The sequence below is a fragment of the Arthrobacter sp. ZGTC412 genome (assembly GCF_002929215.1).
In the GTDB taxonomy this organism is placed as follows: domain Bacteria; phylum Actinomycetota; class Actinomycetes; order Actinomycetales; family Micrococcaceae; genus Arthrobacter.
The window spans coordinates 256,997-275,561 of sequence record NZ_PJII01000002.1 but is presented as its reverse complement, the minus strand read 5'-3'; the positions used below and the strand labels follow the sequence as shown (position 1 = coordinate 275,561).

Annotated in this window: 14 protein-coding genes; 8 read left to right on the top strand and 6 right to left on the bottom strand. The window is 65.7% G+C overall.

Translation table 11 applies throughout. The features are described from left to right. Positions 1-246: 246 nt before the first annotated feature. The 6 genes from CXQ88_RS04380 to sufU all read left to right on the top strand — a co-directional run bounded on the left by CXQ88_RS04380 (position 247) and on the right by sufU (position 9,341). Positions 247-846: a 50S ribosomal protein L25/general stress protein Ctc gene (locus tag CXQ88_RS04380; RefSeq protein ID WP_104042940.1), complete on the top strand. Its 600-nt coding sequence runs from the start codon at positions 247-249 to the stop codon at positions 844-846. Positions 847-957: 111 nt separating this feature from the next. Continuing rightward, positions 958-1,548 carry an aminoacyl-tRNA hydrolase gene (gene pth, locus CXQ88_RS04375; protein ID WP_104042939.1) on the top strand — a complete coding sequence of 197 codons (591 nt, stop codon included), beginning with the start codon at positions 958-960 and terminating at the stop codon, positions 1,546-1,548. A 121-nt stretch (positions 1,549-1,669) separates the two neighbouring features. After that, positions 1,670-4,405, top strand: a complete 2,736-nt coding sequence (locus CXQ88_RS04370) for a LuxR C-terminal-related transcriptional regulator (RefSeq protein WP_104042938.1) — start codon at positions 1,670-1,672, stop codon at positions 4,403-4,405. A 52-nt stretch (positions 4,406-4,457) separates the two neighbouring features. Then, positions 4,458-7,061 carry a LuxR C-terminal-related transcriptional regulator gene (locus CXQ88_RS04365; protein WP_373637698.1) on the top strand — a complete coding sequence of 868 codons (2,604 nt, stop codon included), beginning with the start codon at positions 4,458-4,460 and terminating at the stop codon, positions 7,059-7,061. A gap of 479 nt (positions 7,062-7,540) precedes the next feature. Then, positions 7,541-8,866, top strand: a complete 1,326-nt coding sequence (locus CXQ88_RS04360; protein WP_104042936.1) for a SufS family cysteine desulfurase — start codon at positions 7,541-7,543, stop codon at positions 8,864-8,866. Positions 8,867-8,891: 25 nt separating this feature from the next. Further along, on the top strand, positions 8,892-9,341 hold the full coding sequence (sufU, locus tag CXQ88_RS04355; protein WP_104042935.1) for a Fe-S cluster assembly sulfur transfer protein SufU: 450 nt from the start codon (positions 8,892-8,894) through the stop codon (positions 9,339-9,341). 65 nt (positions 9,342-9,406) lie between these two features. Here the strand turns inward: sufU and CXQ88_RS04350 are convergent, their stop codons facing one another. From CXQ88_RS04350 to CXQ88_RS04340, 3 genes are read right to left on the bottom strand one after another with little or no spacing between them, the layout of a single operon-like run. Next, positions 9,407-9,625 (bottom strand): SCO4848 family membrane protein, encoded by a 219-nt coding sequence (locus tag CXQ88_RS04350; RefSeq protein WP_104042934.1) that lies wholly within the window; start codon positions 9,623-9,625, stop codon positions 9,407-9,409. Between the two features lie 3 nt (positions 9,626-9,628). Further along, complete coding sequence (locus CXQ88_RS04345; protein WP_104042933.1) at positions 9,629-10,126, bottom strand: DUF2505 domain-containing protein; 498 nt, start codon at positions 10,124-10,126, stop codon at positions 9,629-9,631. Between the two features lie 43 nt (positions 10,127-10,169). Beyond that, positions 10,170-11,678 (bottom strand): SDR family oxidoreductase, encoded by a 1,509-nt coding sequence (locus tag CXQ88_RS04340; RefSeq protein ID WP_104042932.1) that lies wholly within the window; start codon positions 11,676-11,678, stop codon positions 10,170-10,172. A 207-nt stretch (positions 11,679-11,885) separates the two neighbouring features. Between CXQ88_RS04340 and mfd the strand changes: the two genes are divergently transcribed. Then, entirely contained in the window at positions 11,886-15,569 is a 3,684-nt protein-coding gene (gene mfd / locus CXQ88_RS04335) for a transcription-repair coupling factor (protein ID WP_104042931.1), read from the top strand. Positions 15,570-15,575: 6 nt separating this feature from the next. After that, positions 15,576-16,388 (top strand): metal-dependent hydrolase, encoded by an 813-nt coding sequence (locus tag CXQ88_RS04330; RefSeq protein ID WP_104042930.1) that lies wholly within the window; start codon positions 15,576-15,578, stop codon positions 16,386-16,388. Between the two features lie 170 nt (positions 16,389-16,558). On the opposite strand, the gene CXQ88_RS04325 is transcribed toward CXQ88_RS04330, so the two are convergent. From CXQ88_RS04325 to CXQ88_RS04315, 3 genes are all read right to left on the bottom strand, one after another. Next, a complete protein-coding gene (locus tag CXQ88_RS04325; RefSeq protein ID WP_104042929.1) occupies positions 16,559-16,822 on the bottom strand; it encodes a hypothetical protein in 264 nt (87 codons plus the stop codon). Positions 16,823-16,872: 50 nt separating this feature from the next. After that, entirely contained in the window at positions 16,873-17,589 is a 717-nt protein-coding gene (gene deoC, locus CXQ88_RS04320; RefSeq protein ID WP_104042928.1) for a deoxyribose-phosphate aldolase, read from the bottom strand. Positions 17,590-17,700: 111 nt separating this feature from the next. Further along, positions 17,701-18,558: an FAD-dependent oxidoreductase gene (locus CXQ88_RS04315; RefSeq protein WP_104043065.1), complete on the bottom strand. Its 858-nt coding sequence runs from the start codon at positions 18,556-18,558 to the stop codon at positions 17,701-17,703. Positions 18,559-18,565: the final 7 nt, after the last annotated feature.

The window sequence follows — 18,565 nt, the reverse complement described above, 5'->3', positions numbered from 1 at the left end:
GGCGGATCAGTCAGCTGCCGGGGCGGGGCCCGTTTTCAGTATTCGGGTCCGCCGCTGGTAGACTTTCCAGCGATACCTTGGCGAGGGAGAGCGCCGGTAACCTGGACGGGAACCGGCTGCAGTCTCCGTTATCGACTGGGTCTGAATCTCCCTTCGAAGATGGGCCCGGCCACGGCCGCCCGGCGTTGAAGGTCGCAACAGACCTCCGCCCTTGCTGAACACCGTTTAGTTTTCAAGGAGATATCCATGTCTGAGCAGAAGCTCGCAGCAGAAGTACGCACCGAATTCGGCAAGGGCTACGCCCGCCGCGCCCGCATGGCGAACCTGATCCCGGCCGTCATCTACGGCCACGGCGCGGAGCCCATTCACGTAACCCTCCCGGCGAAGGCCACCACCCTGGCCGTCCGCACCGCCAACGCCCTGCTGGCCCTGGACATCAACGGCGAAAGCCACCTGGCCCTGGTCAAGGACGTTCAGCGCGACCCGATCAAGCAGATCATCGAGCACATCGACCTCCTCACCGTCCGCCAGGGCGAAAAGGTGACCGTTGACATCCCGGTCCACGTCGTCGGCGAGCTTGCTCCGGGCAACGTCTTCAACCAGGAACTCACTGTCATCTCCCTCGAGGCCGAGGCAACCCACCTGCCCACCGCCGTCGAGGTCAGCATTGAAGGCCGCACCGCCGGCGAGCACATCCACGCGTCCGATCTGCCCCTGCCCAAGGGAGCGGTCCTCCTGGCCGACGCTGATGCCCTCGTGGTCAACATCTCCGAGGCCACCGAGTCCGCCGAGGAAGAAGGCACGGAGGAAGCTGCCGGCGCCGCTTCCGAGGCCGCAGCCGAGTAATCAGCCTGCACTTTTCAGCAGTGGCCGGATCCCCTTGGGGTCCGGCCACTGCCATGTCTGCTACCCGCCGCCCGCACCTAACCCCTGCCCGCCCCACCTTAGGATTGATTCATGACTGACACCTGGTTGATCGTTGGCCTCGGAAACCCGGGAGTGCAGTACCAGGGCAACAGGCATAACGTCGGACAGATGGTCCTTGACGAACTCGCCGGACGCGTAGGAGCGGGATTCAAGACCCACAAGGCACGCGCGCAGGTGGTAGAGGGCCGCCTCGGAATTGGTGGTCCCCGTGTGGTGCTGGCCAAACCCATGAGCTACATGAACGTCTCGGGCGGACCCGTTTCGGCGCTGGCAGGCTTCTACGGCGTCACGCCGGATCACGTGGTGGCGGTACACGACGAGATCGACATTCCCTTCAACACGGTGAAGCTTAAGACCGGCGGGGGAGAAGGCGGCCACAACGGCCTGCGCGACATCTCCAAAGCGCTTGGCACCAAAGACTATCTGCGGGTCCGCGTGGGGGTCGGAAGGCCGCCGGGCCGGATGGACACGGCCGACTACGTGCTGCGGGATTTCGGCACGGTTGAACTCAAGGAACTGCCTTTCCTGCTGGACGAGGCAGCCGATGCTGTGGAGCTGCTCGTCCGGGAGGGGCTCATGTCCGCCCAGCAGAAATTCCATCCTGCCAAGTCCGAGAGCTAGCAACAAAAAAACTTAAAGCCCCGGTATCTGTTTCCTTGTCTGTGCCACAAGGTAGTCTTTTTCGTATGCGGGGGAGCAATGGGGCTATATCCCGCTATCGCGGGATGTAGGGGATAAGTTGATGTCAATCGAGCCACTTAGCTGGGGACGTGGGTCAACATCTCACGACGTTGGGCTGCACACCGAAAGCGCCGGCGCGCCCGGGGCACAACAGTGGTCTGCGCCTGCCCGCAGTGCCAACCTTGAAGCGGTCCGCACCGCACTGGTCAGCCAAGACTCTCTCGGCGTCGTCATCACTGGGGGCCGGGGGGTAGGAAAGTCTTCGCTCGCCCGTGCCGCAGTTTCCGATCTTGGTGCGGACGCTTGGTCCCTGCAGCTTCGGAGCGGGCCCGCCGGCGCCAACACACCCTACGGTTGCCTCTCCTTCCTGCTGGCGCGCCTGCCGCAGGCCTACATGGGTTCTCCCACCGCGATTCTCCGCGGGATCACGTCGCTGATCCGGAGCGACGCCGCCGGCCGGAGCTGCGTCATCACCCTGGACACGTCCGGAAGCATTGACGAAATGAGCGCGGGAGTGCTCCTGAATGTACTCCTGACGGGCACGGCCAAAATCATCGCCGTAGCGCCAAAGATCAGCGACCTTCCCGCCGACTTCCACTGGCTGCTCACGGACCGGCGCCTGACCGAGGTCCGGCTCAGCAACCTCAATGAACTGCAGACCCGCCAAGTCCTGTTGTCCCTGCTCGGCCACCGGGTCTCAGCGTCGTTGGTCACCACCTACCACCAAATGGTGGGTGGCAACCCGCTGCTGCTGAAAGCGCTTGTGACCGAACAACGGCTCTCGGGCAACCTCGTTCTGTCTGACTCCGTCTGGACCCTCCGCGACAAAGTGGTGCTCGACGGCGCCGCCAGCCTTGACGACATCGTGCGGTCCCGCTGGTCCCGGGAGACGCCGGAAACCAGGGAAGTCATCGAGATGCTCTCCTGCGCCAGGCGGGTGGAGCTTTCCAGACTCACGGCGGTGTACCGCGCCGGGGTAGTGGCGGACATGGAGGATGCCGGCTTACTGGAGATTGACGACTCGGACCACCGGTGGGTGTCCCTGCGGGAAAAGTACATCGGCGATGTCGTGCGGTCATGGATAAGCATCGCCCGGCGCCGGGAACTACGGAGCGCGCTTCTGGGCGGTACCGAACCCGACCCCGCGGACATGACCGTCGAAGAGCTGATGGCCTTCGCCGCGTGGACGCACGAGTGTGAGGCCGAGCTGAGCCCCGCCCTGGCCCTGGCCGCAGCCGAAGCCGCCGTCCAACTGTTTGATCCCCGCTTCGCCCTGGCTTATGCGGAAATGCTGAAGCGGACGGACCAGGAGTGGGTTCCCGGCCAGCGCCAGAAGGCGGGCGCTTATCTTCAGCTGGACCTGCCAGTCCAGGCCCTCGCTGCCCTGGACGATATTTCCCAGCCGGAACTGGACAATGTTGGTGTCGAAGAATACGCGCGCGTCATAGCGGCCAAAGCCCGGGTGATGCTATGGCATCCGGAACAGGCAAGCCAAGTGCCGGCCCTTCTTGCTGAAGCCCGCGAACGGCTGGACGGCGCGGCAAAACAGGCATCCTGGCCCCACCCTGCCGTGGCAGCCGCGAACCGCGTGGCGCTCAGCGAGTTCGAATACCGGGCGTTCGTCGGCGACTACGCGGGCATGATTCCAGACCTCGAGGCAGCGGCAGATCCGGCACGGAACCCGGACACCGGCTACCGGATGCAGTCCGCCGTCATCCTGATGACGGCGCTGGCACTGACCGGGCGGGAAATGGAAGCTCTGAGCCTGATGCGTCAGCTTGGAGGCCAGATAACAGACGCCTCCCACGTGGTGGGTTTGCGCGAGCAGTACACCCGGGAGGCCTACCTGGTGCTGCTGACGGCCGGGCAGTGGCGGCGCTGCATCGACCTCCTGGGTCCGCACGGCAGCCGGGAATATGACCGCCTGCCGTACCGGAGCGCCGCGACCGAACTCGCTGCCGGACTCGCCTATGTCTACTCGGGCCGGGGCGGGGTTGCCCTGGACCCGCTGATTTCTGCGGTGGCGCAGCTGGAGCTTCAACCGCTCCAGAGTGCCCTCCGCTGTGCCTACGCCGCGACAGCACTGGCCCACGCGCAGACGGGCAACGCTGCCCAAGCGCGCAAGTTCCTGACCAAACTCCAGCGGACACCGGGCAAGTCCAGTTTCGCCACGGAGAGCATCATCGAGTTCTGCGCGCTGGTGGCGGCACGCTGGCTGGGCGACTCCGAAGCCGCTGCCGGCCTGAAGCAGTCCGCCCGGCGGTACATGGGGGCAGGTCTTTACACCGTCGCCGGAATCAGTCTGTTGGCAGCAACCGTCAACGGCAGCGACGCTGACTTCCGCCTGCTGGAGGAGATCTCGGACCACCGGCAAGGCCCCCTTGCGGAGATCGCCCGGCTGGTCGCAGTGGGGAGCCGGACCAAGGATGCCAAGACTCTGCTTGCCGCAGGGGAAATCGCGGCCACCCTCGAACTGGACACCGTGGAGGCCCGCTGCATGGCACTGGCCGTGGATTTCGCGCGGCAGGACGGAGATTCGATTTCTGCCCGGACCGCCCAGGCGCGTCTGGACATCCTGGCTGCCACAGTGGCGAACCTTCCCATCGTGCCCAGCAGCGGCAGCCCGTTGCTGACCGCACGGGAGCGCCAGATCGCGCGGCTGGCCGGACGCGGAGCATCAAACCGTGACATCGCCCTGGAAATGGGTGTGTCCGTCCGCACGGTGGAAGGCCACCTCTACCAGGTCTTCACAAAGCTCGGCGTCACTTCCAGGGGTGATCTGACTGGACTCGTCTAACGGCCACAAACCGGCACCCGCCCAACGCCCGGTCACCGGCCGGCGCGAACCCCTGGACCGGATCTGCAACATTGTCCGGAACGGGACCAGCCAGGCTGTATTTGTGATGGCCGGACCCGGAATCGGCAAGACGTCCCTGACAGAGGCGATCGCAGAGCGGCTTTCCGGGGATCTGAACATCCTGCAGATTCATGGGAGCTCGGCATTGGCCGCTGTGCCTTTCGGCGTCCTGACTCCCTATACCGGTGAGCTGACCGCCGAAGAGTCGGTTTCGCCCGTGGCGGTATTGCGTTCCATGTGGACGTACTTCGAGAAGCTGAAGGCAGTCCGGGGCGCCCCTGTCCTTCTGGTAGTGGATGATGCCCACCACTTGGACGACGCCTCGGCCGGGGTCGTGGCGGACCTGATCTCCGCAGGTTGGGCAACAGTGGTGGCCGCTGCCAGGCCACGGCCGGGACTGCCGCAGCCGCTGGACCAGCTCTGGTACGACGGCCTTGCCGAGCGGGTGGACCTTCGGCCCCTCAACCGGGAACAGATTGAAGAAGTTCTGGCCCATGTCCTCGATGGAACGGTGCCGGCCGCCACAGTCGATTCGGTCTGGATTGCGTCAGGCGGTAATCCCCGCATTCTCGACGCCCTGCTGCACGACGCAGCCGAAAGCGGTGTCCTGGCCAAGCGGAACGGCATCTGGATGTTGCTCGGGCCCGTGCCCGCCGATGGCGCCCAGCTCACGGCAGTGGTGACCAAGGACCACATCCGGCGCGGGCCGGAGGAGCAGGAAGCCCTGAAGCTCATCGCGCTTGCCGGTCCGGTGGGCCGCAAGGTGATCGAGGACATCAGCGGAGCCGCCGTGGTCCGGTCGCTCCTTGACCAACAGATGATTATCGAGACTTCCGGAGTCCCGGCCGAACTTTCCATGTGGAATGCCCTCTTCGCCAACGCCATCCGAAGCACGATCTCCGTGTCGCGCAGCCTGCAGCTGCTGGAGAAGATCCGGGCCCGCCAGAACGGCACGGTGTTGCGTGGGGATGGCATGCTTCGGTCAGTGGAGTGGGCTTTTGAGTGTGGACTGCGTGTATCGGACCCGGAAATGCTCGACGCCGCCCGGGAGGCCCTGAGGCGGTTCCGCAACTTAAGCGCCCGCACCATAGCCGCCAAGATCCAGGATCCTGCGCTGCTGCCATTGGCCCAAGCCGTCCAGGCACGGGCCCTTTACAACGAGGGCGCCTACAGCGAGGCTGCCCACCTGCTTGATAGCTGTTGGCTTCAGCTTTCCGATGACCCCGACGGTCCTGCAGTCCTCCTGCTCCGGGCGGCAGCCCACCAGGCCACCGGCCAGTCGTTAAATGCCTTGGCCGAGGGCACGCGGAAACGTCTCCAGGATCATGCCGGAGGGGGGTATCAACCCCAGAACCAGCTCCTGCGGGTCATGCGCTTCCTGCAACTCGGTGCAGCTGTGGATGCCGGGGCGCTCGCCACTGAGGTCCACGAGATCCGGAGCAGTGCCTCAGCAGAGCCCGGAGGCGAATCGGTCAGGGTGCTTGGTGAAGCATTGCTGGCCCATGCCCTTGCTGCCGCCGGCCGCGCCGGCGAGGGACTGGATTCGGCCCTCCTGGCCGCCTCGGACCTGCCGCCGCTGGAGGACAGCCTGTTCTTCTTCACCGAGTTCGTGCTGGGACGGCTCGTAACCGACTACCTGGCGATGGGTGAATGGGAATCTGCAGAGCGGGAACTAAACAACTACGCTGCGGGTCATACGCCGGGAGCTGCCACGTTCAACGGAAGCCTGGAGGTGCTCCGGGGCTACTCGCTTCTTCGGCAAGGCCGCATGGAACGGGCGTACCAGGTGCTCCTGCCGGCTGTTGAGGCGTTGAGGTTGAATGATCCGCTGCAGCTGTTCCGCTTCGGGTCCTCCCTGGGCTTTTATGTGGCCGCCAGGCTGGGGGATGCAGCGCAGGCAAAACGGCTTGAACAGGACTTCACCGACGCAATGGCGGGAGGCCCAGCCCACGAGCTGCTGGCCGCAGCATACGGTGCCGCGGCCTCCGAGTATCTGTCCCGGGACGGCAAGGGGCTGGCGACGCTCCATACTCTGGCCACCACGCAGGACGCCACCGCCAGGGCCGGAACCCTGCTCGAAATCCTGGCCATCTGCTGGGACCTGGGTGATCCTTCCGTTATCCCCATGGTGCAGTCAGTCGCGAAGACGGTGGAAGGCCGATGGGCCCAGGCGATGCTGACACTGGCTGCCGGCTGGGAAGCCGCTGACGGGGATGCCCTGATGGGCACGGCGGCCTCACTGGAGGAAGCTGGGCTCGTGAATCTCGCGCGCGAGGCCTATGCACGTGCCAGTACCGTCCTGGAGCAGGCCGGAGAACGCCGGCGGTCCAGGCAGGCGGTGGCGCTCCGTGAGAAGTGCGACCACGAGCTGGGGGAGCGGTTTAGGGAAGGCCGTTTTATTGCTGCCGCTCCCGCCGTCCACCTCACCCGCCGGGAGCAGGACATCGTGGGGCTGGCTGTGCAGGGCCTCACGGACCGCGAAATCGCCCAACGGCTGATGGTCTCTGTACGTACCGTGGAGGGGCATCTGTACCGCACGTACGTAAAGCTGGGTGTGCGCAGCCGCGATGAGCTGGAGTCAGCCCTCCCGAAATAAGTCTTAATTCCCTGTCCAACAAGCCACCGCTGTTGGCTGCCCTTTTAGCCTGCCCAAAAGGGCAGCGCGGGCCCGCGGCCCCTTGGCCCGATTGCCCGTTGGGGCGATGCGGGTACTGCAGGCAGTCCGGGTAGTGCGTCGACGCTGAATTCGAGTACACCCTACTCGTGTGCAGAGTGGTTCCGAAGTATTTACTTAAGGAGGCAAAAGGAACTGGCCGAAAGAAGCCGCAAGAGTTGCCTGCAGCAGAACAACGCTTTTCCGTCCTGACAAATCTTCCGGTCCTTTGGGGCCGGGTTGGACAGGGCCGGCAACGTCAGAGTCTTCTGAGACCGAGGCTCTCCCCCCAGCCGTTGCCGGCCCTCCATTCCGCGGGGCTGAAGCCCGGAGCGGTTGTGGCGGCTGCCCCTCCGGGCGGCCGCCACAACCGTGCTGTGGGACAATTGAGTGTCATCCGTTGGCATCTCAAGGAGTTAGTTTTGGCCGTAGTATCAACGCCAGCCACACTGGAACGCGCCCTGCCGGTTATGGATAACGCCGAAGTGCAGCGCATCCGGAACGACTTCCCGATCCTGGACCAACTGGTCAACGGACGCCCGCTGGTCTATCTGGACTCCGGAGCCACGTCCCAGAATCCGCTGAGTGTCATCGAAGCCGAGCAGGAATTCTATGAGCAGCGCAATGCTGCCGTGCACCGCGGCGCCCACCACCTGGCGGTCGAAGCTACCGAAGCGTTTGAGGACGCCCGGCAGACAGTGGCCGACTTCATCAGCGCCGACTACTCCGAGATCATTTGGACCTCCAACGCAACGGAGGGCCTCAACCTGCTCAGCTATGCGCTGTCCAATGCCGGCCTATGGGCGGCCCATGGACGGGGCGACGCCCGGCTGAAGGACCTGGCATTGAACCCGGGTGATGAGATCGTGGTGACGGAGATGGAGCACCACGCGAACCTCATTCCGTGGCAGGAACTTGCGTTCCGCACCGGGGCAAGCCTTCGCTACATACCCGTTGATGACGCCGGAGGCCTCCGCATGGACGTGGCCGGCGACATCGTCAACGCCCGAACGAGGGTGCTGGCCTTTACCCACGCCTCCAACGTTTTGGGCACCATCAACCCCGTCCGGGAACTTACCGCCCTGGGCCGGAGCGCCGGCGCCCTGGTGGTCCTGGACGCCTGCCAGTCCGCCCCGCATATGCCTTTGGACGTCAAAGAGCTGGACGTTGATTTCGCAGTCTTTTCCGGACACAAGATGCTGGCCCCCACAGGAATCGGGGTGCTCTACGGAAAGCAGGACATCCTGGACATCCTGCCGCCGTTCCTGACCGGTGGGTCAATGATCACCACTGTGACCATGGAGCGCGCTGAGTACCTCCCCGCGCCCCAGCGTTTTGAAGCCGGGACACAGCGGATTTCACAGGCGGTAGCCCTGGCTGCTGCGGCAAACTACCTGACGGAAACAGGGCTGGACCGGGTCCACCGCTGGGAGGCTGAGCTCGGCCAGCGGATGATCACCGGGCTGGAATCCCTTCCGGGGATTCGGGTGCTCGGTCCCGCCGCGGGCCAGGACCGGATAGGGCTTGCCGCGTTTGACGTTGAGGGAGTGCACGCCCATGACGTGGGCCAGTTCCTTGACTCGCGGGGAATCGCCGTGCGTGTTGGGCACCACTGTGCCCAGCCGCTGCACCGCCGGCTGGGGTTGACGGCTACCACCAGGGCAAGCGCGTACCTGTACAACACCACCGACGACGTGGACCAGTTCCTGGATGCCGTCTCCGGCGTGCGGGCCTACTTCCGCGCCTAAGACACCAACACTTTGAAGGTATGACATGAGCCTTGACCACCTGTACCAGCAGATCATCCTTGACCATTCCAAGGCCCGCCACGGCAGCGGACTGGCCGGGACGCAGGCACCGGACGGCGCCACGACGGGGCAGTCGCACCAGCTCAACCCCGTCTGCGGCGACGAAGTAACACTGCGGCTGGCCGTAACAGACGGCAAAGTTGCACAAATCGCCTGGGACGGCGCGGGCTGCTCCATCTCCATGGCGTCCGCCTCCGTCCTCACGGACCTGGCTGAAGGAATGACGGTGGCTGAGCTGCACGAGGTGATCAACAGCTTCCGCGAGGTCCTCCGGTCCCGGGGCAAAATTACCGCAGACCCGGAACTTCTGGGCGATGCGGCAGCGTTTGAGGGGGTCGCCCGCTACGCCGCCCGCGTGAAGTGCGCCATGATCTCCTGGGTGGCGGCGGAGGACGCGCTCAACCAGGCAGCCTGACAGCACAAAGAAGTCCGGGCCTCCTTCCCGCAGGAAGGAGGCCCGGACTTCTTAGTGAAACCTGGTTAAAACAGCGCCATGATGCCGATGATGGCGGTGGCCGCCCCCAGCACCATGGAGATGCTCACGAGCACCACGTGAACGGTCAGGAACTTCGTGGCCTTGCCGGCTGCGTCGCGGGCCCGGGGATCCTTCATGACCCGGCGCAGGAACTGCGGCCAGACCACCAGGGACCAAGCGCCGGCGATGATCAGGACCAGCGCGGCGAAGACGGGCAGCTCCACGAATTAGTGGCTTTCCAGCCAGGCCTGGGCCTGCTTGGCCTGCAGGTTCAGTGCCTTGGCAACCATGGGCTCGGCGGCGTCGGCGATTTTCCCGCCGAGGAACGGAACCGAGGACTTGACGGCACCCTCGAGCTCAACACGCGTGCCGCCGTCGGCAGCCACCAGCCGCTGCACCGCGGTGACGTCCACGGGAGCGCCGGCAACCTTCAGCGAGATGTTGCTCTGGCGGGAGCCGTCCGCCGCGGGGGCGTCCCAGCTTTCCACCTGCGTCACCTTCAGGTGCTCACCCACAAACTTGCGGGCGAACTCGGGGAGCCGCGTGGTGGGAAGGGTCCGTACAGATGTGGCGCTGAACGCGCCGGCAACGTCGCCGTCAACGGTAAAGGATTCGAGGCTGCCGCCTACCAGTTGGCTGACGTGGCGCTGGAAATCCTCGTTCACCAGGACAGCTGCAACGCTGGGGACGGAGTGCGGAAGGGTGGTGGTTGCGCTCAGGGCCATGGGTCCTCCTGGGACGTGGGGAACGGATTAAGCTCCAAACATCCTACGGGGTCCTGGCTGTCCGCTCCGCATCCACCAACTTCCGCGCCGCTCCGGTGATGTTCCTTGCCATGGCCGGAAAGATCAGGCTGTGGAACGGAAGGACCGCCAACCAGTACAGCCGCCCGCTGAGGCCTTTGGGGAAGAAGATGGCCCGCTGCCGGTACCGGCTGCCGTTGGCGTCCGGTTCCACGGACAGCTCAAGCCAGGCCCGGCCCGGTGCCCGCATCTCGGCGCGAAGCCGCAGCAGTTTGCCGTGTTCAATCCGTTCCACCCGCCACCAGTCCACCACTTCGCCGGTGGCCAGGGTATGCGGATGCCTGCGTCCGCGCAGCAGGCCAGCGCCGCCCGTCAGCTTGTCCAGCCAGCCGCGGACCTGCCAGGCCAGGGGCAGGGAGTACCAGCCGTTCCGCCCGCCGATGCCCTCGATGACGGTCCACACGTGGGCGGGATCAACGTTGCCGTGAAAGGTCCTTTCGTCGATGTAGACCTTGTGCCCGGCCCAATCGGGATCGCTGGGCAGGGGATCGGCAGCCACGCCGGCATTGGCCCAGGTGGTCTCCACCTGGCCGTCCCGCTCCTTGCCGAGGGCCAGGGCGACGGCGGTGCGGTAGGCGGTAAGGCCGCCGTCGGGCTGGGGGACGTACCGGTCGATGTCGTGCTCGTTGGACACTGCGTCGTGCTGGAGGGACTGGACCAGGGGCACGGCCATGGACAGCGGGATGGGTGTGGTCAGGGCAACCCACATGCCGGCGAGTTTCGGCGCGGGGACGGGCAGGGCCAGCACCACCCGGTAGGGCAGCCCGGCTTCGGCGGCGTACTCCTTCATCATCCCGGCGTACGTGAGCACCTGGCGGCAGCCGACGTCGAACGTGCGGTTGATCGCGCCGTCCAGGGAAGCCGCGGACACCAGGTAGTAGAGGACATCCCGCACCGCGATGGCCTCGATACGGTTGCGGACCCAGCTGGGCGCCGGCATCAGCGGCAACGTCTCGGAAAGGTGCCGGATCATCTCGAACGAGGCCGAACCGGAGCCGATCACCACGCCCGCCTGGAACACGATGGCGTCCACCGGACTGTCGAGGAACACTTTGCCTACGGCCTCGCGGGAGCGCATGTGGGTGGACAGTTCCACGCCGTGGGGGTGGAGGCCGCCCAGGTAGATGATCCGGCCCACGTCCGCCGCCGCAGCAGCATCAGCGGCCGCCCGCGCCATCGCTTGTTCCTTGGCTTCGAAACCCGCCCCGGCCGCCATCGAGTGCACGAGGTAGTAAAAGACGTCGACGCCGGCAAGCGCCGCCCGCAACGCGCCGCCGTCGTCCAGGCTGCTTTCCACGACCTCCACCTGGTCCCGCCATGGCACACCGGCGATCTTCGCGGGGGAGCGAACCAGGACTTTGACGGTGTGGCCCTCCTCCAGGAGCTTTGGCACCAGCCGGCCGCCGATGTAGCCTGTGGCCCCGGTGACCAGGACAGTCTTGGGTGAGCGCTGGGTGTTGCTGGTTCCGGTCATGCTGTCTCCTCTTCGTTCTTAAGCTGTTCGGAGCCGCAGCGCGCCTGGACGGCCGCCCTGTCTGACTGATGGGCGTTGCCAGCCTAGCTGCACCCACCCAACCCGTCATGTCGCTGCGGAGGGGTAGGCTGGGATCACCCGGGATTCGAAGCGAATTTCGGGTTTTCGCGTTGCGCTTTTTCGCTGAACACCACAGGAGCTTCTGCCATGAGCCTTCCCGGCCCGTCCACTGCCGGCCATTCCAGCGCGGGCCCGTCGCTGGATGGACTGCGCCGAGCCCTCGCTCCGGACCAGACCTTCGCCCGCGTCCGGGCCGAGGCTGCCCGCGGCTTCGACGTCCGGGGCCAGGACTACCAGATCAGTGCGCCAGCCGGGCTGCGGCCGGTACTTCTTGCCGAAATGGCGGATGGAATATCGGCCGTTGTCACGGCAGGGGGAGCGTCCGACGGCGCTAGGCCGGCAGTGGTGCTGGCAGTCACCGCTACCGGCCGCGAGGCAGAGGACCTGACGGCCGCACTGCGGGCCTACCTCCCAGCGGACGCCGTGGCTGAGTTTCCCAGCTGGGAAACCCTCCCGCACGAACGGCTCTCCCCGCGCTCGGACACCGTGGGCCGCCGACTCTCAGTGCTGCGCCGGCTTGCGCACCCGGAAAGCTCGACGGCGGGTCCCCTCCGTGTAGTGGTGGCGCCCGTCCGCGCCGTGGTCCAGCCAGTGGTGGCCGGCCTGGGCGAGCTGGTTCCGGTTACGCTCAAGGTGGGCCAGGAGATGCCCTTCACCGACGTGGTGCGGAGCCTGGCGGACGCCGCTTACGCCCGCGTGGACATGGTGACGCACCGCGGTGAGTTCGCTGTCCGCGGCGGCATCATCGACGTTTTTCCCCCTACCGAGGATCACCCCATCCGGGTTGAATTCTTCGGCGATGAGGTGGACCAGATGCGCTGGTTCGCCGTTGCCGACCAGCGCTCGCTGTCCTCACCCGGGCTCCACCACCCCACTGAACTGCACGCCCCGCCGTGCCGGGAAATCCTGATCACACCGTCCGTGATGTCCCGTGCGGCCACCCTGAAGTCCCAGCTTCCGGCCGCGGCGGACATGCTGGAGAAGATCGCCGGCGGCATCGCCGTGGAGGGGATGGAATCCCTGGCGCCGGTGCTGGTGGATGCCATGGTCCCGTTTGTGGACCAGCTGCCTGCGGGGTCCATTTCGGTGATCATCGAGCCGGAGAAGGTCCGTACCCGCGCCCACGACCTGGCCGCCACCAACGAAGAGTTCCTGGAAGCGGCCTGGTCCACGGCCTCCGACGGCGGGACGGCACCGCTGGACCTCAGCTCGCAGGCAAGCGCTGCGCTCCACTCAGCCAGCTTCCGTTCGCTGACCGAAACGCGGACTTCATCCCTGGAGCATGGCGTGTCCTGGTGGTCCATCACCTCACTGGCACAGGACGAGGACCTTCTGCCCGACGTGGACGTGCTCAACCTGCACGCACGTGAACCCCGCGGCTACCAGGGCGACGTGGCCGAAATGATGGACTTCATCGGTTCCCGCGTCCGGGACCAGTGGCGGATCGTTGTGGCCACGGAGGGTCCCGGGCCGGCACAGCGCCTCGCTGAACTCTTCCACGACAGCGACATTCCCTGCGCCAGGGTGGACAGCCTGGACCACGAGCCCCAGGCGGGCATCATCGAGGTGACCACTGCCGCCGTCGGACGCGGTTTTGTCCTGGACGGCCTCAAGCTCGGCCTGCTCACCGAAGCCGACCTGCTGGGCCGGACGTCCGCCGGATCCACGAAGGACATGCGCCGCATGCCGTCCAAGCGCCGCAACGCGGTGGACCCGCTGCAGCTGGTGGCGGGGGACCACGTGGTGCATGAACAGCACGGCATCGGACGCTTTGTGGAGCTGATCCAGCGCAAGGTGGCCGGCGGCGGCGACGGTGTCCGCGAGTACCTCGTATTGGAATATGCGCCGTCCAAGCGCGGCGCGCCGGGGGACCGGCTGTTTGTGCCTACCGACCAGCTGGACCAAGTGACGCGTTATGTCGGCGGCGACACGCCCGTCCTGAGCAAAATGGGTGGCGCGGACTGGGCCAGCACCAAGTCCAAGGCGCGCAAAGCGGTCAAGGAGATCGCCGGCGAGCTGATCCGCCTGTACTCGGCCCGGATGGCCTCGCGCGGACACGCGTTCGGGCCGGACACCCCGTGGCAGCGCGAACTCGAGGAAGCCTTCCCGTACGTGGAGACGCCGGACCAGCTGACCACCATTAACGAGGTGAAGGCGGACATGGAGCGCGAGATCCCCATGGATCGGCTGGTCTCCGGCGATGTTGGCTACGGCAAAACGGAGATCGCCGTGCGCGCGGCCTTCAAGGCGGTGCAGGACGGCAAACAGGTGGCCGTGCTGGTGCCCACCACCCTGCTGGCCCAGCAGCACTACGAAACATTCACGGAGCGGTTCTCCGGCTTCCCCTTGAGGGTCAAGGCCCTGTCCCGATTCCAGGGGAGCAAGGAAACCAAAGAGACCGTGGAGGGCGTAAAGAGCGGCTCAGTGGACGTCGTCATCGGTACCCACCGGCTGCTTTCCAAGGACTTTGAGTTCAAGGACCTGGGCCTGGTAGTTGTGGACGAGGAGCAGCGCTTCGGGGTGGAGCATAAGGAAGCGCTCAAGAAAATGCGCACCAACGTGGACGTGCTGGCCATGAGCGCCACCCCCATTCCGCGGACGCTGGAGATGTCCCTTACCGGCATCCGCGAAACGTCCACCCTGGCCACGCCGCCGGAGGAGCGCCACCCGGTCCTGACGTACGTTGGCCCCTACACGGACAAGCAGACCTCGGCTGCCATCCGGCGCGAACTGATGCGCGAAGGCCAGGTGTTCCTGGTCCACAACCGGGTGTCCACCATCGAGCGCACCGCCGCCAAGATCCGTGAACTGGTACCGGAAGCCCGGGTTGAGGTGGCCCACGGCCAGATGTCCGAGAGCCGCCTGGAGCAGATCATCGTGGACTTCTGGGAGAAGCGGTTTGACGTGCTGGTGTGCACCACCATCATCGAAACCGGCCTGGACATCTCCAACGCCAACACCCTGATCGTGGACGGAGCGGACAAGTATGGCCTGTCCCAGTTGCACCAGCTCCGCGGCCGTGTGGGCCGCGGCCGTGAGCGTGCCTACGCCTACTTCCTCTACCCGTCAGAGAAACCGCTGGGTGAGGTGGCGCTGGAACGGTTGAAGGCCGTGGCCACGCACAACGAGCTTGGCGCGGGCATGCAGCTGGCCATGAAAGACCTGGAGATCCGCGGTGCCGGCAACCTGCTGGGCGGCGAACAGTCAGGCCATATCCAGGGCGTCGGCTTCGACCTCTACATCCGCCTGGTGGGAGAGGCGGTGGCAGACTTCCGCGGCGAGGCCGAAGAGAAGGCAGCTGAGATGAAGATCGAACTGCCGGTCAACGCACACCTTCCGCACGACTATGTGCCGGGGGAGCGGCTGCGCCTGGAGGCCTACCGCAAGCTGGCGGCCGCGCTGACCAACGAGGCCATCGACGAAGTCCTGGCCGAGCTCGTGGACAGGTACGGCGAGCCGCCGCTGCCGGCCCAGAACCTGGTGTCAGTGGCGCGTTTCCGGGTGGGTGCCCGGGAAGCTGGTCTGTCTGATGTGGCGCTGCAGGGCAACTTCATCAAGTTCTCGCCCGCCACACTTCCGGAGTCCAAGGTTATGCGCTTGAACCGGATGTACCCAGGGTCCCAGTCCAAGCCTGCCCTTGATGCCGTGCTGATCCCCAAGCCGAAGACAGCAAAGATCGGCGGCCGGGACCTGCAGGACGCGGAAATCCTGGAATGGGCCAACGGCGTCATCCGGAACATCTTCTCGGACCAGCCACTGGCGGTGAGTTAGGACTTGATGGGGGGACACCACGCCGCGTCAGGAGCCGCGGCGTGGGTAGCAATCGCCTCAACGGGGTCGTACACACTGGGCTGGTACCCGCTGGACGCCACTGGGATCCTGATCGGCGGGATGGCGACGGCGGGAACAGCCCTGGTGTGCGACTGGGACCACCGGCACAGCACGGTGGCGAATTCCCTGCCGCCGCTGTCCAACGTGATCGCCGTCGGGATTGAAAATGCCAGCGGTGGGCACCGGCAGGGCACCCACTCCGTGCTCGGGGCGGCATTCTTTGTGCTGTTGGCCACGCTGGCCGGGCAGGTCCAGGTGCAGACGGACTGGGGACTGCTGTCGGTGGGCGCCGGGCTGCTGTGTATGTTCATGATCAACATCGCGGCCAAGGCCTTGAAGCTGTTCCCCAAGGCGGGCTTCATCAGCAACTGGATTTTCGCGCTCACCATGGCCGGGCTGGTCACCTGGTTCGCGCCGGACCAGTGGACCTGGCTCCCCGTATCGATGCTGACCGGCGTGGTGGTACACATCGTGGGGGACCTGATCACCACGGGAGGCGTGCCCCTGCTGTGGCCTATCGTCATCCGGCCGCCCAAGCTCATGCGCAAGGTACCGCTGTTGCGCCAGGTCTGGCGGCCTAACGGTGCGCTGTCCCTGCCTTTGCTTGGGCGTGCAGGATCAAAACGTGAATGGCTGCTGTTGATCCCGGTAAGTGCCTACGCGATGGTGGGGCTGTGCGTGGCGGGCTGGTCCTTGGCCGAGGGCCAATGGCCCAGGGTGGCGGCCGTTGCCGAGGCCTGGACCCGGATCTGGTTCTGATACCCGGCTCTGGTACTCACGCCCGGCTCTGGTTCTCAAGAGCCGGATCCTTGGACAGCAAGAGACCCCCTGGACGGTGTCCAGGGGGTCTCTTCGCATTTGGTTCAAACTGAGTAGCGGCAAGTGTCATTATGAGCCGTCCAAACGACACTTAGTGCTGCCTGCTTGGGCTAGTGCTCGCCGGCGGAGTCCGAGCGGCCGAGGATGGTCTGCGGGATCCAGTACGCCAGGGCGAACAGCACCAGGCAGGCGGCCATCGGCCACGGGTTGCCCAGCGTCAGGAAGGACAGCGAGTAGATGGAGCCGAGGAACAGGGCCATGCAGACCACAAAGAGAAAAATGCTCGTGCCGAGCTTGTTCTCGTTCTGGGGCGTCTGCACATTGCCCTGCTCAGACGCCGAGCCCTGGTTGGAAGCCGTGATACTGCTGGACATTCGTTCCTCCTTGGCCCGCGGGCCTCAATCTGTGGCGCCTCCGATTGCCGTCAGTACGAGGATGAACCCTGTTCACCCTTGACGATGGCAATGCCGGAGCTGGCACCAATACGTGTTGCACCTGCTGCAATCATAGCCTGCGCGTCTTCGAGGGACCGCACCCCGCCGGAGGCCTTCACACCAACGCCGGGGCCCACCGTCTTCCGCATCAGGGCGATATCCTCCGCCGTGGCACCTCCGCCGTTGAAGCCTGTTGAGGTCTTGACGAAATCGGCGCCCGCTTCCACAGCGGCCTCACAGGCGAGGACCTTACGGGCATCATCCAGCAGCGCTGTTTCGATGATGACCTTAAGGATGGCGCCACCGGCGTGGACAGCCTCCGCCACGGCAGTGATGTCCTCAACCAGCGCACCCTTGTCCCCGGCACGGGCGGCCGCGATGTTGATGACCATGTCCACCTCGTCGGCGCCGTCCAGCACCGCACCGCGGGATTCAAAGGCCTTGACGTCAGTGGGTGTGGCACCGAGCGGGAAGCCCACCACGGAACACGTCAGGACGCCGGAACCTTTGAGGGCCTTCTTGACGGTCTTCACCCAAATGGGGTTAACGCACACCGACTTGAAGTGGTATTCCACGGCTTCGGCGCAGACCTTGAGGACGTCAGCTTCTCCCGCCTCGGGCTTCAGCAGGGTGTGGTCGATGAAGGATGCGATGTTGCCGGATCCGGCGGCTGCAGTTTGAACGGAAGGGGTGGCTTCGTTGCTCATGATGGTCCTCTCCAGGGGCCCGTGGGCCGGGCGCTGTAACGCCCATGACTCGTTTCGGGAACCATCTTGCCACAGCCGGAGCGGCATACAGGGGCAGGCAGCAAGCCGCGGTCAGGCAGCCGCCGGCAAGGCAGCAGGAGCAGAAGCGGTCAGCAGCTGGGTGGCGCAGGCGCCCGCCGCGGAAGCGGCCGCAACCAGCAGACCCAACCGGACGCCGTCGAACGCTGCGGCGTCACCGATGGCCCAGATTCCCTGGACCGACGTCCGGAAGTCCTCGCTGATGACTATCCCGCCGGTGGCCGCCGTCCGCAGTCCGGCGCTGGCGGCAAGTCCGTCCCGGGACACCCGCTCTTCGGCAAGGACCACCAGGTCGCCGTACATGCTGCTTCCGTCCTCGAAGATCACACCGGACGCGGCGAAGCCTGACGTTGATGCACCGGGCATCACGGCGGCCGGCCTGGCGGTGGTGCGGATGGGGCGTACACCCCTGGCCCGGAGCACTGCTTCCGCCTGGCCCGCTGCAGCGCCGGTGCCCACCAGGATCCCCAGCGGACGCCTGCCAAGTTCCCTCGTGACTTCGTTGACGGCCTCACCGACGCGGGCGGCGTCGTCGATGGTGGAGTAGCTCAGGCACCGGCCGGCGCCCTCCACCGGGCTGGCCACCGGTGCCGATCCGGTGGCGATGACCAGTTGGTCGTAGCTGAACTCCATGCCGTCCGCCGTCGCGACAGTCCGGTTTTCCGCGTCGATGTGGCTGGCCGGCTGGCCGAAGCGGACAGAGACCTGGGGGAGCATCGCCAGCTCCAGCAGTTCTGCCGGGGTGTCGTCCCGGTTGCTCAGTACGGTGATGGTGCCGGTGAACCGGGCGCGGTCAAGCTGACTGACGAGCGCCTGGGCAGCTGCGCCTGCCCCTGCGATGACGATGCGGGTGGCGGGAGCCGTGGACGTGGAGGGTGCCGGAGCGGACATGTGCTGG

Bases quoted from the DNA above. Each gene is read 5' to 3' on its own strand.
- CXQ88_RS04380 (WP_104042940.1), top strand. From the start codon at position 247: ATGTCTGAGCAGAAGCTCGCAGCAGAAGTACGCACCGAATTCGGCAAG.
- pth (WP_104042939.1), top strand. From the start codon at position 958: ATGACTGACACCTGGTTGATCGTTGGCCTCGGAAACCCGGGAGTGCAG.
- CXQ88_RS04370 (WP_104042938.1), top strand. From the start codon at position 1,670: ATGTCAATCGAGCCACTTAGCTGGGGACGTGGGTCAACATCTCACGAC.
- sufU (WP_104042935.1), top strand. From the start codon at position 8,892: ATGAGCCTTGACCACCTGTACCAGCAGATCATCCTTGACCATTCCAAG.
- CXQ88_RS04345 (WP_104042933.1), bottom strand. From the start codon at position 10,126: ATGGCCCTGAGCGCAACCACCACCCTTCCGCACTCCGTCCCCAGCGTT.
- CXQ88_RS04340 (WP_104042932.1), bottom strand. From the start codon at position 11,678: ATGACCGGAACCAGCAACACCCAGCGCTCACCCAAGACTGTCCTGGTC.
- mfd (WP_104042931.1), top strand. From the start codon at position 11,886: ATGAGCCTTCCCGGCCCGTCCACTGCCGGCCATTCCAGCGCGGGCCCG.
- CXQ88_RS04330 (WP_104042930.1), top strand. From the start codon at position 15,576: ATGGGGGGACACCACGCCGCGTCAGGAGCCGCGGCGTGGGTAGCAATC.
- CXQ88_RS04325 (WP_104042929.1), bottom strand. From the start codon at position 16,822: ATGTCCAGCAGTATCACGGCTTCCAACCAGGGCTCGGCGTCTGAGCAG.
- deoC (WP_104042928.1), bottom strand. From the start codon at position 17,589: ATGAGCAACGAAGCCACCCCTTCCGTTCAAACTGCAGCCGCCGGATCC.
- CXQ88_RS04315 (WP_104043065.1), bottom strand. From the start codon at position 18,558: ATGTCCGCTCCGGCACCCTCCACGTCCACGGCTCCCGCCACCCGCATC.